Origin of the sequence: Pseudomonas sp. TH31 (assembly GCF_016650815.1) — a bacterium.
Classification (GTDB): domain Bacteria; phylum Pseudomonadota; class Gammaproteobacteria; order Pseudomonadales; family Pseudomonadaceae; genus Aquipseudomonas.
Window position 1 is genome coordinate 75,823 of sequence record NZ_JAEKEZ010000030.1, and the last position, 15,417, is coordinate 91,239.

Sequence of the window (15,417 nt, forward strand, 5' to 3'; positions counted from 1 at the left end):
TGCCGCTCACAGGTTGTACTGCTTGCGTTTGCGGTACAGGGTCGAAGCATCGATGCCCAGCGTTTTGGCCGCCTGGTCCAGAGTTCCAGCCGTGGCCAGTACGGCGCCAATGTGGGCTTTTTCCAGCTCATCCAGACTCAGCGCGGCGCCAACCCGCGGCGAATTATTGGCCGGTTGCTCGGCCATGCCCAAGTGGCTGATCTCGACCCGCTCCTGTGGACAAATAATGCTCGCCCGCTCCACCACATTACGCAGCTCGCGAATGTTGCCCGGCCATCGATAGCTGAGCAGCGCTTCCCGGGCTTCATCACTGAAACCCCGAGCCGGACGGGCGTATTCCTTGACGAAACGGGCCAGAAAGCGATCAGCCAGGGTCAGGATGTCTTCGCTACGTTCACGCAATGGAGGCAAGTGCAAGGTGATGACATTCAGGCGATAGAGCAAATCTTCACGGAAACGACCGTCGCGGACCATGTCTTCAAGGTTCAAATTAGTGGCCGCGAGGATTCGCACATCGGCGCGTCGGGTCACCGGGTCGCCGACCCGCTCGTATTCCTTATCCTGGATAAATCTGAGCAACTTTGGTTGCAACGTCAGCGGAAAATCGCCGATCTCGTCGAGAAACAGCGTACCGCCATCGGCCTGGTTCACGCGGCCCAGGGTGCTTTCGCTGGCGCCGGTAAACGCGCCGCGACTGTGGCCGAAGAGTTCGCTTTCCATCAGTTCGGCGGTCAGGGACGGGCAGTTGATGGTGACGCAGGATTTTTCTCGCGCTTGCTCCAGCCGTGGATCGCCCGGGCCAGCTCACCTTTACCGGTCCCGGACTCGCCGAGAATCAGGATATTGGCGTCGGTGCCGGCCACTTGGCGAGCGGTCTCGAGCACCACCTTCATGGCTGGGCTATGGGAGTCGAGGCCATCCTTGGTTTTGCGCACTTCGCCTTCGAGGGCTTCCAGGCGCGCAGAGAGTTGGCGCACTTCCAGTTGCTTGGCGGTGGCCAGGCGCAATTGATCCGGGCTGCAGGGTTTGACCAGGTAGTCGGCCGCGCCGGCCTGAATCGCATCTACCGCGGTATCGACCGCAGAATGGGCGGTGACAATCACAACTCGCATCCACGGCGCTTGAATGCGCATCTGTGCCAGCACATCGAGGCCGTTATCCTCACCCAGGCGCAAATCCAGGAAGCACAGATCAAACACCTGACGCTGCAATAGCGCATCGGCCTGGGCGGCGCTGTTGGCGGTGGCAACGGTATAGCCTTCGTCTTCGAGGCAATAACGGAAGGTACGCAGGATGGCGGACTCGTCGTCTACCAGCAGAATGCGGCCTTGGTGCTCAGTGGCTGATTCCATTTTCCTACGCTCCTTAATGAATGATTTTGGTTAGTCCCGGACAAATCGGGCAAGTTGCATGGTTGATTCTGGTCCATTCCAGCCATGACGGGTAGTTATCTACTGACAACCAATCTAATTAATTGATTTAATTATTTTTTTACCAAAATCCCGACATTTCGGCGATTGCCTGTTTGAACGTCTGACATCCGCGCCCTCCTCTCAATTCAAAAAACTTGAAAGTTCCTGTGAATCTATCGTGCATTACGCACGACCCTTGGGGGCCCATCGTGCAGGATGCGTCCGAAAGGATTTTCATCACAACAATAAGTAATTGTTTTTAAACAATATTATTCATACTAAAAGCTGGCATGCAGGCTGCAACGGTCTGGTTAACGCTGGGCATTTATGGAATGAACGCCCTTAACCAGATCACCACCAATGTGGGAGGAGTTTCAGGATGAATCGCCAACGTGCCGCCCAATTGCGCATCTCGCCACTGCACATCCAGCAGGGCTTGTTTGCCGTGCTCGCCCTTCTGATCACCTTGATCGGCGGCCAGCAATTTGTTCGCTGGGAACAGAGCCAGCAGCCAGAGGCGCCACGCGTGTCGATTGAACACGCCACCCAAACCCACTTCAGCGCCGTCAGCAACAACCCGGCTGACAGCGCTCCGATGCGAATGATGGACGTCGACCAGGCCCAGCCTGTGGATGAGATGCCCCGTCAGGAACGTTGGGTGTTCTAAAGAATCGAACTTGGCGTGATCGATACGCCGGGATAAGCACCACTTGCATCACCTCTAAAAAGCATCATCTCTAATAGAAGCGTAAGGAGAATCACCATGTTGAGCTGGGCAATTACATTCTTGATCATTGCCATCATCGCCGCAGTACTGGGCTTCGGTGGTATCGCGGGCACCGCCACGGGTATCGCCAAGATTCTCTTTGTCGTGTTCCTGGTGATGTTTGTTGCTTCGTTCTTCTTTGGCCGTCGCGGTCGAGGCTGAACATGAGCGTTTTGTTCAAGGCACTGGCAGCCGCCCTGCTTTTGGGCGGTGGTGCCATGGCGATGGCCGCCAACAGTGACGGTCAGGCGCGGGCCAACGAGTTGTTGAACTCGGACCCGCAGTACCGTGAAACCTGGACGAAAGTCGTTAAAAAGGAAGAACGACTGCCGGAATGGGTGATGAACCTGTCCGGTGCTTCCGAACAAATGAATGCCGTTGAAGAGGATGGCGGCAAGTATCTGGTCGGGCCACTGTGCGAAACACAGCAGACGTGCCTGAACAAACGCTTGATCGTGGCATTCAGCTTCAACAAGAAGGACGCCTACGCGATGCTGGTCGAAGTGCCTGCGGGACTGCCCGCCGACAAGTCACCCACGCGACATGCCGACTACCGCTTCCTGGGGAAGCCGAACCAGGGCATGCAGGACCTGTTGATGGAACAACTCAAGAAAGATCCAAACTGGTACTGAGTTCGTAACATGAAAGGAGCAGCATCGCTTCTTTCCAGTGCGCCACCCGAGGAAGGCAGGCGCATGACCAAGGGGTCGGGACGTTCTGACTGTTACAGGGTCGGAGTGACCTACGGGCACATGGAGTGTCTGCGCAAGGGCCGGGTCAGGTAAAAGCTGCGACGCAAGTTCGCCGACCCCGAGCGGCTCGACGGACTTGCGCAGCGCTTCAACGTGCAAAACGTTGATCTAGAGCACTCCGTTGATTCCCTTCTGCTGCATATTCCCCGCAAAACCGTTTCACCGTGTCTCCTCACGACCGTATATCGAGAAACTTCCGACTTTCGGGAAATGAGTTTTCGTCGGTAAGCGCAGGAATTCTCTTAAATTTCGGCTGTAATCCACCGATACAAAAAACAACTAATCTGCTCTGAAATGGCCGGTTCACTGCACTTATACCTGCCGAAATGTCGTATTCGAACCGGTTGGGACGCCAGTTTCATTTGAAAAAGCTCATGCCGATTCGGCATAGGGTAGGCGTTTACGGCATTAGACGTCGCTTCCTTGCATCGGAATAGTTGCGCCTTTTTTCGCCTGCCGAAGAGCCGTACATACGCGCTTCGGGGCACCTTATACGGGGGCAGATGCACAAACTTTTCCGCCATTGAGCGTTCCAGTTCGCGCATCTTCCCGAGTCAAACTGAAGTAAGGGTAATGATATGAAGAAGGCAAAGCTTAGCCTCGCCTGGCAGATCCTCATCGGTCTGGTATTGGGGATTGCAATCGGTGCGCTGCTCAACCATTTCAGTGCCGAAAAAGCCTGGTGGATCAGCAACGTCCTGCAACCTGCAGGCGATATCTTTATCCGTCTGATCAAGATGATCGTGATCCCTATCGTGATCTCTTCGCTGGTGGTGGGTATTGCCGGCGTGGGCGACGCGAAGAAACTCGGACGCATCGGTCTGAAGACCATCCTCTACTTCGAAGTCGTCACCACCATCGCCATCCTGGTCGGTCTGGTGCTGGCCAACGTGGTCCATCCGGGCACCGGCATCGACATGAGCACCCTGGGGACTGTGGATATTTCCAAGTACCAGGCGACTGCCGCCGAGGTTCAGCATGAACATGCGTTCATCGAAACCATACTCAACCTGATCCCGTCGAACATCTTCGCGGCCATGGCCCGCGGCGAGATGCTGCCGATCATTTTCTTCTCCGTGTTGTTCGGTCTCGGTCTGTCGAGCCTGCAATCGGACCTGCGCGAGCCGCTGGTGAAGATGTTCCAGGGCGTGTCCGAGAGCATGTTCAAGGTCACTCACATGATCATGAACTACGCCCCTATTGGTGTTTTCGCTTTAATCGCGGTAACCGTGGCCAACTTCGGCTTCGCTTCCTTGCTGCCACTGGCCAAACTGGTGGTGCTGGTTTACTTCGCCATTGCCTTCTTCGCCTTTGTGGTGCTGGGCCTGATTGCTCGCCTGTTCGGCTTCTCGGTGATCAAGCTGATGCGCATCTTCAAGGATGAACTGGTCCTGGCTTACTCCACCGCCAGTTCCGAAACCGTGCTGCCGCGCGTAATCGAGAAGATGGAAGCCTACGGCGCGCCGAAAGCCATTTGCAGCTTCGTGGTGCCGACCGGTTACTCATTCAACCTCGACGGTTCGACCCTGTACCAGAGCATCGCGGCCATCTTCATTGCCCAGCTCTACGGCATCGACCTGTCGATCAGCCAGCAATTGCTGCTGGTGCTGACCCTGATGGTCACCTCCAAAGGCATCGCTGGTGTACCGGGCGTGTCCTTCGTGGTGCTGCTGGCCACCCTGGGCAGCGTTGGCATTCCGCTGGAAGGCCTGGCGTTCATCGCCGGTGTCGACCGCATCATGGACATGGCGCGTACCGCTCTGAACGTGATCGGCAATGCCCTGGCCGTGCTGGTTATCTCCCGCTGGGAAGGCATGTACGACGACGCCAAGGGCGAGCGCTACTGGAACTCCCTGCCGCACTGGCGCAGCAAGGAAAAGCTGCCGGCTGGCGAAATTTCCAAGAACTGATCCATCTGCTTCTGTAGGAGCGAGGCTTGCCCGCGAAGAGGCCGGAACATTCAACATCTACGTTGATTGATAGGTCGCCTTCGCGGGCAAGCCTCGCTCCTACAGGCCAAAGGTGCGATCAATGCTCGTCAAACCAAACCCCGGAGAAATCCGGGGTTTGTCGTTTCTGGCGACCCCGCTATCATTCGCCGCATTCTTCGGGGGATTTAACTGATGCTCAATGGCCTGTGGCTTGGCTTCTTCATCGTGGCAGCCGTGTCGGCGCTGGCGCAGTGGCTGATCGGCGGCAACGCCGGGATCTTCGCAGCGATGGTGGAAAGTATCTTCGCCATGGCCAAGCTGTCCGTGGAGGTCATGGTCCTGCTGTTCGGCACCTTGACCCTGTGGCTGGGCTTTCTGCGGATCGCCGAGAAAGCCGGGATCGTCGACTGGCTGGCCAAGGCCCTCGGCCCGCTGTTCCTGCGGCTGATGCCGGAAGTCCCGCCCGGTCACCCGGCCATCGGCCTGATCACCCTCAACTTCGCTGCCAACGGCCTGGGCCTGGACAACGCCGCCACGCCGATCGGCCTCAAGGCCATGAAAGCGCTGCAAGAGCTCAATCCCAGCGCCACGGTCGCCAGCAACGCACAAATCCTGTTCCTGGTGCTCAACGCCTCGTCCCTGACCCTGCTGCCAGTGACGATCTTCATGTACCGCGCCCAGCAAGGTGCGCCGGACCCGACGCTGGTGTTCCTGCCGATCCTGCTGGCCACCAGTTGCTCGACCATCGTCGGCTTTTTGTCGGTGGCATTCATGCAACGCCTGCGCGTCTGGGACCCGGTGGTGCTCGCCTATCTGATTCCCGGTGTGTTGGCCCTCGGTGGTTTCATGGCGCTGCTGGGGACGCTCTCGGCGACCGCGCTGGCCGGGCTGTCATCGATCCTCGGCAACCTGACGCTGTTCGGCCTGATCATGCTGTTTCTGATCATTGGCGCGTTGCGCAAAGTGAAGGTCTACGAAGCGTTCGTCGAAGGCGCCAAAGAAGGCTTCGACGTGGCCAAGAACCTGCTGCCGTATCTGGTGGCGATGCTCTGTGCGGTGGGCGTGCTGCGAGCGTCCGGTGCCTTGGACTTCGGTCTGGACGGGATTCGGCATTTGGTGGCGTGGGCCGGTTGGGACACGCGCTTCGTCGATGCGTTGCCGACGGCGATGGTCAAACCGTTCTCCGGCAGCGCCGCCCGGGCGATGCTGATCGAAACCATGAAAACCTCCGGGGTGGACAGCTTCCCGGCGTTGGTGGCGGCAACCATTCAGGGCAGTACCGAAACCACGTTCTATGTGTTGGCGGTGTACTTCGGTGCGGTGGGGATTCAGCGCGCGCGGCATGCAGTGGGCTGTGCGTTGCTGGCGGAGTTTGCCGGGGTGGTCGGCGCGATCCTGGTTTGTTACTGGTTCTTTGGGTAAATCAAAAGATCGCAGCCTTCGGCAGCTCCTACAGGTGTACACCCAACTAATGTAGGAGCTATTTCAAGGTTTAACAGGAGCCAGCTGCTGACCTTGTTCCACTGCCCAAGCCACCACCTGCGCCGTTAATTGGTCGCTGGCCTGGCCAAACCCGGCCACCACCGACGGCACCTTCACATCGCTCAGCGGCTGACGCACTTCAAAGCGGCGGCTGGCGAGGATTCGCTGGTCATATCCACGCACCAGCAATGCATCCAGCCGTATGACCACGCTCGCGTTAGTGCCTTGGTACTCAGTCTGGAATGCTTGCAGACTCCCACCGAGCTCCAGATCCGCCTGGAAATTACTGTCATCAGTGCTCAACAGCGACACCCGACCATCGCGCTGAAACCCATCCAGCAACCGATTACGCAGCAGCACCGGTGCCGGATCGCTCCAGCGCGAGGCTTTGTAGCTGCTGATCAGGTCGCCCTGCGGGATCACGGCGATTTTCGGGCTGTTCAGTGCCTCGCTGGCCTGTGGTTTGGTCAGGCGTAGCGACCAGTGTTGCGGCGTGCCGTGACCGACCGCTGCGGCGCTCTGAGCCGAAGGCAAGCGATAGACATCGGACGGCTCGGCCTTGGGCAGGATCGAGCAAGAGCTGACCAGCGCAAAACTGGCGAGGAGGGCGAGTCGAGTCAGCTTCATGGCGTGAATTCCTTGTTCTTGTCGCTGCCCAGCAGGTAACCGCTGGGGTTGGCTTCCAGTCGCTGGGAAATGGCTCGCAGCGAACTCAGGGTGTCGCGCAGTTCACGCACCGCCGGGGCCAGGCCATTGAGGCCCTGCATACCGCTGTTGAGCGAATCCTGATTGGTCGTCAGCAATTTGTTGATGGTCGCGGTGCTCTGTTCCAGCGACTTCATCGCCTGCCCGGCGCTGCCGAACATCTGCTTGCCCTGATCATTGAGCAGGCCGTTGGCGTTGCGCATAAGCGCGGTGGTTTGCTCAAGGGTGGCGCTGGCCTGTTTGCCGATCGAGGCCAGTTGCTGCATGGCCTGGCGGATGTCGCCACGTTGCTCGGCAATTGTCCCGGTAGTTTGCTCCAGATGCTCAAGGGTGTTGCTGATGCGCTCGACGTTTTGCGCCGAAAACATCTGATTGGCGTTGTGCATCAGCGTATTCACGCCGGCCATCAAGTCGTTGCTGTCGTTCAGCAGGCGAGCGATGGGCGAGGGCGCCGCGACAATCGTCGGCAACTCGCCGTCCTTGCCCCGAAGCTTGGGACTTTGCGGTGTGCCGCCACTGAGTTGGATGATCGAAGTACCGGTGATCCCGGTCAGCGCCAGTTTGGCCTGGGTGTCTTCCTTGATTGGTGTCTCGCCGCCAAGACGAATCCGTGCCAGCACCCGGCGCGGGTCTTTCGGGTCCAGGCGCAGGGTCACCACGTCGCCGACCTTGATCCCGCTGTACTGCACGGCGCTGCCCTTGGACAGGCCGCTGACCGCCTCGTTGAAGACGATTTCGTAATCCTTGAACTCGGTGTCGACGCTGGACTTGGCCAGCCAGAGACCGAAGAGCAGGGCGCCCGCCACCACAATCACGGTGAACAGGCCGATCAATACATGATGGGCTCGGGTTTCCATGTCAGACCTCGTTAAGCTGTTGAGCGACGGTCAGCGCCGCGCGGCCGCGGGGGCCGTGGAAGTATTCGTGAATCCAGGCGTCGTCGGTTTCCGACACTTTGTCGATGGCATCCGCCACCAGCACTTTCTTCTGCGCCAGCACCGCCACCCGGTCTGTGATGGTGTAGAGCGTGTCCAAATCGTGGGTCACCAGGAACACGCTCAAGCCCAACGCATCGCGCAGGGTCAGGATCAACTGATCGAAAGCCGCCGCGCCAATCGGGTCGAGGCCGGCGGTGGGCTCGTCGAGAAACAGGATGTCCGGGTCCAGCGCCAGCGCCCGGGCCAGTGCCGCACGCTTGATCATGCCGCCGGACAAGGACGCGGGGTACTTGTCCGCCGCCGACAACGGCAGCCCGGCCAGCGCCAGTTTCACCGCTGCCAGGTGTTCGGCGTCGGCACGGCTCAGGCCGGCGTGTTCGATCAGGGGCAGGGCGACGTTTTCGGTCACGGTCAGCGAAGAGAACAGCGCGCCTTTCTGGAACAGCACGCCGAAGCGCCGTTCAACCATCGAGCGCTCATGCTCCGACAGCGTCGGCAGGTTTTTGCCGAAGACTTTCACCACGCCTTCACTGGGCCGACGCAAACCGACAATGCTGCGCAGCAACACCGATTTGCCGCTGCCGGAGCCGCCAACCACCGCAAGGATTTCACCTTTGTACAAATCCAGGTCGAGGTTCTCGTGCACGCTCTGGCTGCCGAAGCGATTGCATAGCCCACGGACTTCGATCACCGCCTCGCAGGGCGCTCGGGGTAGACGACTCACCAGCCCATCTCCATGAAAAACAACGCGGCGACGGCATCCAGCACGATCACCACGAAAATCGACTGAACCACGCTGGACGTGGTGTGGGCGCCAACGGATTCGGCGCTGCCACTGACCTTGAAACCTTCAAGGCAGCCAATGGCCGCGATCAGGAACGCGAAAATCGGCGCTTTGACAATCCCCACCAGAAAATGCTGAACGCCAATGTCTGATTGCAGCAGCGAGAGGAACATCGCCGGCGAAATCTCCAGCGACACCGCGCAGACCACGCCACCGCCAATAATCCCGGAGATCATCGCCAGAAAAGTCAGCATCGGCAGCGCCACCAACAGCGCCAGCACGCGCGGGACTACCAGCAACTCGATCGGGTCGAGGCCGAGGGTGCGGATCGCGTCGATTTCTTCGTTGGCCTTCATCGAGCCGATTTGGGCGGTGAACGCACTGGCGGTACGCCCGGCCATCAAGATCGCGGTCAGCAACACGCCGAACTCGCGCAGGAAGGCGAACGCCACCAGGTCCACGGTAAAGATGCTCGCGCCGAAACTCGCCAGCACCGTCGCCCCGAGAAACGCCACCACGGCGCCCACCAGGAAGGTCAGCAGGGCGACGATAGGCGCGGCGTCAAGGCCGGTCTGCTCGATGTGCGCGACCATCGGCGTGATGCGCCAGCGTTGGGGGCGAAACAAATTGCGGGCGATGGTTTCGAGGATCAGGCCGACGAAACCCAGCAGTTGCAGGGTGTCCTGCCAGATCGTGTCAACAGCGCGACCGATGCGCGTCAGCAATTGAATGCCGACGCTGATTTCCGGTTCCTTGAGCGGTACGCAGAAATCGGTCAGCGAGCGGTAGACAGTTTGCAGCAACGCACGATCGGCGGTGGAGAGGGTGCACTCGGGGTGTTCGGCCGATCGGCCCAGGCGCTCGGAACCCAGCAGCTCCACCAACAGCGAAGCACCCGCCGTGTCGAGGGCGCCAAGGCCGTTGAGATCGATGTGGGTACTGTCGTCGTACTGGCCGCGAAGCTTGTCGCCCAGGCGCTTGAGGTCAGCGTAATGGGCGAGCGTCCAGTCACCCGTAACCCGCAATTGTGCAGGGGTGTGAGTGGTGTCCAGTTGGGCATTGCCGGGCAATGTGCTGCTGGTCATAAGCTCCGTGCTTGTTCGGCTGTTACGCAGATCTACGTAATAGCACGAACCGGATTACTTTTCTTTGGCCGGTGTGCTGTCCGTGACCTCGAAGCGCAACACGCCGATCACCTGCCCATCTTCGGTCAACACCCGGACCTGCCAATCGCCTACCGAGTTGCCGGGGAAATTCTGTTTGTGGGTCCAGGCCCGATAGCCTTCCTTGCGCCCGCCATGGATATCCAGCGCGATGCGGTCGACTTCCTGGCCGTTGAACTGCCAGACGTGATAGATCCGCTCATCCAGTCCGCGCGGGGCGTTGATCGCGGTATAGGCGTAGAGCCCGCCACCGCGAATCTGCTCGGCGCTGACTTGTTCCAGGCTGTCGCCAGGGGTGCGGTCCTGCATTTGCGTGCTGATGGCCACGTCGGTCATCCACAGCGTCGCCGGTGGAACCCACGAACGCAGCACCCAACCGAGCACACCGATGCCCAGCGTGACGCTCAGAATCGCCAAGGCGTTGCGCACGGTGCGGATCGGGAAGATCGACGCCAGGCTCGGGAACGACAACAACACGGAGATGCCCAGCGCCAGTTTGAAACTCTGGGACGTCGTCAGGTGCAGGATGACGGGCAGGGCGGTCAGCAGGGCCGCGAACAGCGTCAGGGTGTGCAGCGCCAGGAACGCCCAGCGACGTGGCGCCAGCCATTTGTAGTACAGCGGGTCGGTGATGGAGATCAGCGCCGCAATGCCCAGCAACCCGGTGAAGACCAGTTGGCCGCTGTTCCAGGTGGTGGTGATGAAGAAAAACGGCAGGACAAAAAACAGGCTTCCCTGGTGGATCATCTGCGTGGCGTAACGCAGTAATGGCTGCGGGATTTCCCGTTTGAAGACGCGGGTAAACAACCGGGTGAGGCTGTGTTCCAGCATCAGCCAGACCCAACTGACCAGCATGATGGTGGTAATCCAGGTCGCCAGGCCTTGCTGGCGATCCACCAGTATGAAGCTGCCGACCCCGGAGATAAAACCACCGAGCGCAATGACCCCAGGATAGCGCTTCATCAGTTCGAGGATGCGCTGGACGAAAGGGGGCAGGGTAGGCATTCGGCGGTTCACACTGGTCGTAGGAAAAATCCCCGACAGGGTACCGCCGGGGGCGGTGTGGCGAGAGTCGTCATCCGTTTTCCTTTAGATTCGTTGGCCCCAAAGATCGCAGCCTTCGGCAGCTCCTACAGAGAAGCGTGCACCTGTAGGAGCTGCCGAAGGCTGCGATCTTTTAACAATTCAACCACCGCCGCATCACTTGCGATGAACACGCCAAGCCAACAACCCCAGCACCAACAATCCGAACACCGCACCCAGCGCCCACAACAACTGGTCATAACTGATCAACGGCTTCTCGATCCGAAAGTACCCCGGCTGCAGCAGCAACTCGCGCATCGCCTTGTTCGCTTCTTCCAGCGTCACACCTTGCAGTTCCTTGGCCGGGTCGGTGAATTGTCCGTCCTCGTAATCCCCCAGGGCGCTCCAGTAGTAATCGGCCAGCGCGCTGTTGCCTTGCACGGCCCAGGCCTGACGAACAATGGCTGCTTGTTTGAGGCGCTCGAAGGTCTCGGCATCAAGGCCGTTCTTGAGCAACTCGGCTTTCATGTCCTCCAGCACTTGCTCGGCCTCGCCGACGTTCTCGCGCTCAAGGTCCGCGTTCAAGCTCATGAAGCCGACGCTGCCGAACAGCTCACGCTCAGCCCAAGGGCCGTAGGACAAGCCGTGGGCCAGGCGCATCTGGCGATAGAGCGCCCAGTCCAGATAATCCTTGAGCAGGTCGAAAGTTTGATCGGGCACGTCTTCCAGCACCGGTTCCGGCACCAGCCAGTGCAACTTCGCACCGCCACCGACAAAACCGTGAATCAGGCTGCGCTCATGAGCAGCACTGGCGTTGATTTCCGGCAGCGGCAAATGGTCGGTGGGATCGATGGCCTCAAGCGCGCCCCAGGCCCGCTCCAGGTAGGACGGCAGCAACTTGTCGAGGTCGCCGACCACGATCAACGTCATGTTGTTGGGGGCGTACCAGGCCTTGCGGACCTTCTCCAGTTGCTCGCGGGTCAGGTGATCGACTTCGGCTCGCTCGGGGCATTTGAGGCCCAGTTCCACGGCCAACTGATTGCTGGCGGTGTGGCCAAGGTCCTGACGGTCCATCCAGCGCTGCAAATGCGAATAATGGCCACCGTCTTCGCGCTCGACCACTTGCTTGGCGGCGTTGATGGCGTTGTCGTCGACTCGGGTCTGAGTCAGCAGGGCCAGCAATAGATCGAGGACCTTGCGCTGGTTTTTCGCCGGGGCTTCGATGACGAAAGTGGTGTCGGCGTTGCTGGTGTAGGCGTTCCATTCACCGCCCAAAGCCTGCATGCGTTCTTCCAGGCCGCCTTCGCCACTGGCGTCGATGCCGCTAAACAGCAAGTGTTCGAGCAGGTGGGGCAGCTCTTTGTCGTCGCATTTGAAGTCATCGATGCCGACGCCGACCACCAGCCGAATCGCCACGTGCCCACGATCGGTGCCCGGCTTGAGCAGCAATTGCAGGCCGTTGGGCAGGGCGTAGCCTTCGACCTGAAAGCGATCCAGGGCGAACGAAGGGAATGAACCGAGCAACAGACAGGCGAACAACAGACAACGCATAACGAGCTTCCATACGGCTGATTGGAGATCCGTGTCGCTTTCCAGGCAGCCATCGTCGGACCAGGACCACTGTTACTGACAGACCACACTGCCAGACGTTCAAGGCGAATGTGTGATGTCAGCCAAATCCTCCGACTCCAGCGCACCGGTGTCGGACGTTTCCAATACCGCGTAAGCGCTGCTGCAAAACAGCGAATTCAAACGTTTCATGTCGGCGATCAGCTCCAGGTGCAGCGAACTGGTTTCGATACTTTGCACGATCTTACGTTGCAATCGGCTGACATGAGCATGGGCCAGGCGGCGTTCCTGTGCGCGAAAACGACGTTTCTCACGCAGCAACTGGCGGGCGCTTTGCGGATCGCTGCTGAGAAACACCGACAACCCCAGGCGCAGGTTGGAAATCAGTTGGCTGTGCAGCCCCGCCAACTCTTCCAGACCGACCTCGGAAAAGGATCGGCGCTGCGAGGTCTTCTGCTGCTGGACCTTGCGCAGCATGCGTTCGATCAGGTCGCTGGCGAGTTTCAGGTTGATCGCCAGCTCAATGATTTCCGCCCAGCGCCGGCTGTCCTGATCGCTGAGGTCTTCCCGGGCATCTGCGCCAGATAGAGTTTGATCGCGCTGTAGAGCGCTTCGACATCATCGGTCAGGCGGCGCATTTCCTGAGTGACGGCGGTTTGCTTGCCGTGCAGCACGTCGAGCATGGCTTCAAGCATGTTGTCGATCAGGTCGCCGATGCGCAGGGTTTCCCGGGCAGCGTTGGCCAGTGCCAGGCTTGGGGTCACCAGTGCAGTCGGGTCCAGGTGCCGGGGCTTGGCCATGCCGTTGAGTTCCGGCCGCTCCGGCAACAGCCAGGCGCAGACCCTGGCCATCGGCCCGACGCTGGGCAACAGGATCAGGCAACGCGTGGTGTTGTAGAGCAGGTGGAAGCCGATGACCATTTCCTGAGGGCTGTAATCGAGGCTGTCGATCCAGTGCACCAGCGGGTCGAGCACCGGGATGATCAACAGCAGGCCGATCAGTTTGTACAACAGACTGCCCAGCGCGACTTGGCGACCGGCAGCGTTCTGCATGCTGGTGCTCATGAAAGCCAGCACACCGCTGCCGATGTTGGCGCCGATCACCAGGCCGATGGCCACCGGCAGGCTGATAACGCCGGCACCGGCCAGTGTCGCGGTCAGCAGCACGGCCGCCAGGCTGGAGTAGGAAATCATCGCGAACAGCGCGCCAATCAGGGCATCGAGCAGGATATCGCCGGTCAGGGACGCGAAAATCACCTTCACCCCTTGCGCGTGGGTGATCGGTGCGGCGGCTTCGACGATCAGTTGCAGCGCGAGGATGATCAGCCCCAGGCCGATGGCTACCCGGCCCATCTGCCCGACCCGGGTCTGTTTGCGTGACAGGAAGAAAATCACCCCGAGGAAGATCAGCAGCGGCGACAGCCACGACAGGTCAAACGTCAGCACCCGCGCCATCAGCGCCGTACCGACGTCGGCCCCGAGCATGGTCGCCAGGGCCGGGGTCAGCGCCATCAAGCCCTGACCGACGAAGGAGGTGACGAGCATGGCCGTGGCGTTACTGCTCTGGACCATGGCGGTCACGACAATGCCGGCGACAAACGCGAGCCCGCGCTTGGACATGTTCTGGCCAATCACATGGCGCAAGTTGGAACCGTAGACCCGCAGGATGCCGGTTCGGACGATGTGCGTGCCCCAGATCAGCAAGGTCACGGCAGATAGCAAATTGAGCAGGGTCAGCATGCTGGGCCCCCTGTGGTGGTAGCGCCCCAAAGGGGCAAGTTGACGATACCGCGCGACGTTCTACGTTCTGTACTTAAGCTGTAGTTGGCTAACGGTCCGGGCGCCAGCATCGCATAGCTAAAGTGTTGATTGAAATAAAACTGTCATGAAAACAGTTTGATGCAGATGTGAAAAAGGGGTCCGAAGACCCCTTTGCGATACGGCCCACTGTAGCAGCTGCCGAAGGCTGCGTTCGGCGGCGAAGCCGTCGTCAACCTTACACCGCAGTTCTTCTGATACACCGCGTGCGCTGGTTTTACGACTGCTACGCAGCCGAACGCAGGCTACGCCAGCTGCTACAGGGGTTAGCCTGTGCAGCCTGATTACTGCCCCGGAACATCCTTGCGCAGTTTCACCGGGTCTTGCTGTTTCTTCTTTTTCGCAATCGCGGTGCGCAGCTTGATGTTGATCGCTTCTACCGCCAGCGAGAACGCCATGGCGAAGTAGACGTAGCCTTTTGGCACGTGTACGCCAAAGGCCTCGGCAATCAGCACGGTGCCGACCACCAGCAGGAACGCCAGCGCCAGCATCTTCAGCGACGGGTGCTTGTCGATGAATTCACTGATCTTGCCAGCCGCCAGCATCATCACCAGCACCGCCACGATGATCGCCGCAACCATGACCGGCACGTGGGAGACCATGCCGACCGCGGTGATCACCGAGTCCAGCGAGAACACGATGTCGATGATCGCGATCTGGATGATGGTGTAAAGGAAGTTGCCACCCTTGCCCGAAGGCTCGTCGCCGGTTTCATCCTCACCTTCCAGCGCGTGGTACATCTCTTGCGAGCTCTTCCACAGCAGGAACAGACCACCGAAGAACAGGATCAGGTCTCGCCCGGAAATACCCTGGCCGAACACTTCGAACAGGTCCGCAGTGAGGCGCATGACCCACGTGATCGACAGCAGCAACAGGATCCGCGTGATCATGGCCAGGGCCAGACCGAAGATCCGGGTGCGCGCCTGCATGTGCTTGGGCATGCGGCTGACCAGGATCGAGATCATGATGATGTTGTCGATGCCCAGGACGATCTCCAGGGCAGTCAGGGTGAAGAAGGCAACCCAGATTTCAGGGTTGGTCAGCCATTCCATGTGTATTCCTTTGAGCGAGTGTT

At 59.6% G+C, this 15,417-nt stretch carries 12 protein-coding genes and 2 pseudogenes; 5 read left to right on the top strand and 9 right to left on the bottom strand.

Annotated features, from left to right (window positions below; all coding sequences use genetic code 11):
* Positions 1–6: 6 nt before the first annotated feature.
* A pseudogene (algB, locus tag JFV26_RS24275) lies at positions 7–1,352 on the bottom strand (sigma-54-dependent response regulator transcription factor AlgB).
* A gap of 439 nt (positions 1,353–1,791) precedes the next feature.
* On the opposite strand from algB, the gene JFV26_RS24280 reads away from it, so the two are divergent.
* The 5 genes from JFV26_RS24280 to JFV26_RS24300 all read left to right on the top strand — a co-directional run bounded on the left by JFV26_RS24280 (position 1,792) and on the right by JFV26_RS24300 (position 6,283).
* Positions 1,792–2,079: a hypothetical protein gene (locus tag JFV26_RS24280; protein ID WP_201195988.1), complete on the top strand. Its 288-nt coding sequence runs from the start codon at positions 1,792–1,794 to the stop codon at positions 2,077–2,079.
* Positions 2,080–2,175: 96 nt separating this feature from the next.
* Positions 2,176–2,340, top strand: a complete 165-nt coding sequence (locus JFV26_RS24285; protein WP_008002172.1) for a DUF1328 domain-containing protein — start codon at positions 2,176–2,178, stop codon at positions 2,338–2,340.
* Between the two features lie 2 nt (positions 2,341–2,342).
* Entirely contained in the window at positions 2,343–2,810 is a 468-nt protein-coding gene (locus JFV26_RS24290) for an inhibitor of vertebrate lysozyme family protein (RefSeq protein ID WP_201195989.1), read from the top strand.
* A gap of 698 nt (positions 2,811–3,508) precedes the next feature.
* Positions 3,509–4,840, top strand: a complete 1,332-nt coding sequence (gene gltP / locus JFV26_RS24295; RefSeq protein ID WP_201195990.1) for a glutamate/aspartate:proton symporter GltP — start codon at positions 3,509–3,511, stop codon at positions 4,838–4,840.
* A gap of 213 nt (positions 4,841–5,053) precedes the next feature.
* Positions 5,054–6,283, top strand: coding sequence for a nucleoside recognition domain-containing protein (locus JFV26_RS24300; RefSeq protein WP_201195991.1), 1,230 nt, complete (start codon positions 5,054–5,056; stop codon positions 6,281–6,283).
* Between the two features lie 63 nt (positions 6,284–6,346).
* Here the strand turns inward: JFV26_RS24300 and JFV26_RS24305 are convergent, their stop codons facing one another.
* From JFV26_RS24305 to JFV26_RS24340, 8 genes and pseudogenes are all read right to left on the bottom strand, one after another.
* Positions 6,347–6,970: an ABC-type transport auxiliary lipoprotein family protein gene (locus tag JFV26_RS24305; protein WP_201195992.1), complete on the bottom strand. Its 624-nt coding sequence runs from the start codon at positions 6,968–6,970 to the stop codon at positions 6,347–6,349.
* Positions 6,967–7,905: an MlaD family protein gene (locus tag JFV26_RS24310; protein ID WP_201195993.1), complete on the bottom strand. Its 939-nt coding sequence runs from the start codon at positions 7,903–7,905 to the stop codon at positions 6,967–6,969. The genes JFV26_RS24305 and JFV26_RS24310 overlap by 4 nt, the downstream gene beginning before the upstream one ends.
* Before the next feature lies 1 nt (position 7,906).
* Positions 7,907–8,710: an ATP-binding cassette domain-containing protein gene (locus JFV26_RS24315; RefSeq protein ID WP_201195994.1), complete on the bottom strand. Its 804-nt coding sequence runs from the start codon at positions 8,708–8,710 to the stop codon at positions 7,907–7,909.
* Entirely contained in the window at positions 8,707–9,855 is a 1,149-nt protein-coding gene (locus JFV26_RS24320) for an ABC transporter permease (RefSeq protein WP_201195995.1), read from the bottom strand. The genes JFV26_RS24315 and JFV26_RS24320 overlap by 4 nt, the downstream gene beginning before the upstream one ends.
* 54 nt (positions 9,856–9,909) lie before the next feature.
* On the bottom strand, positions 9,910–10,938 hold the full coding sequence (locus JFV26_RS24325; RefSeq protein ID WP_201195997.1) for a DUF5924 family protein: 1,029 nt from the start codon (positions 10,936–10,938) through the stop codon (positions 9,910–9,912).
* Positions 10,939–11,133: 195 nt separating this feature from the next.
* Entirely contained in the window at positions 11,134–12,507 is a 1,374-nt protein-coding gene (locus JFV26_RS24330; protein WP_201195999.1) for a M16 family metallopeptidase, read from the bottom strand.
* Between the two features lie 99 nt (positions 12,508–12,606).
* A pseudogene (locus JFV26_RS24335) lies at positions 12,607–14,264 on the bottom strand (Na/Pi cotransporter family protein).
* Positions 14,265–14,626: 362 nt separating this feature from the next.
* Positions 14,627–15,394: a TerC family protein gene (locus tag JFV26_RS24340; RefSeq protein ID WP_201196001.1), complete on the bottom strand. Its 768-nt coding sequence runs from the start codon at positions 15,392–15,394 to the stop codon at positions 14,627–14,629.
* Positions 15,395–15,417 lie beyond the last annotated feature (23 nt).